This is a genomic window from Bacillus sp. SIMBA_074 (assembly GCF_046534555.1).
GTDB classification, from domain to species: domain Bacteria; phylum Bacillota; class Bacilli; order Bacillales; family Bacillaceae_G; genus Bacillus_A; species Bacillus_A mycoides.
Map to the genome: position 1 here is coordinate 1 of NZ_JAWRYM010001355.1, position 230 is coordinate 230.

A 230-nucleotide genomic window follows, 5' to 3' on the forward strand; every position below is an offset into this window, starting at 1 on the left:
GAACTTACTTGTAAGTGATGGCGGAATTGAAGGTGCCGTACTTAAATTGGATAAAGGACTTGATCATTTCGAGTTGAATGGCTGCGAGATTAAAGCGGGAGCTGGGGTGTCACTTGTCAGCCTTTCCGTTCAAATCAGTAAAAAAGGATATGCAGGATTGGAATTTGCCAGTGGGATCCCTGGTTCGGTCGGCGGAGCTGTCTATATGAACGCTGGTGCGCACGGTTCCG

General features: G+C 48.3%; 1 protein-coding gene. It reads left to right on the top strand.

The features are described from left to right. Window positions 1-230 (top strand): FAD-binding protein (locus SB773_RS35125; RefSeq protein WP_410595226.1); only part of this gene is annotated, 230 nt, incomplete at both ends.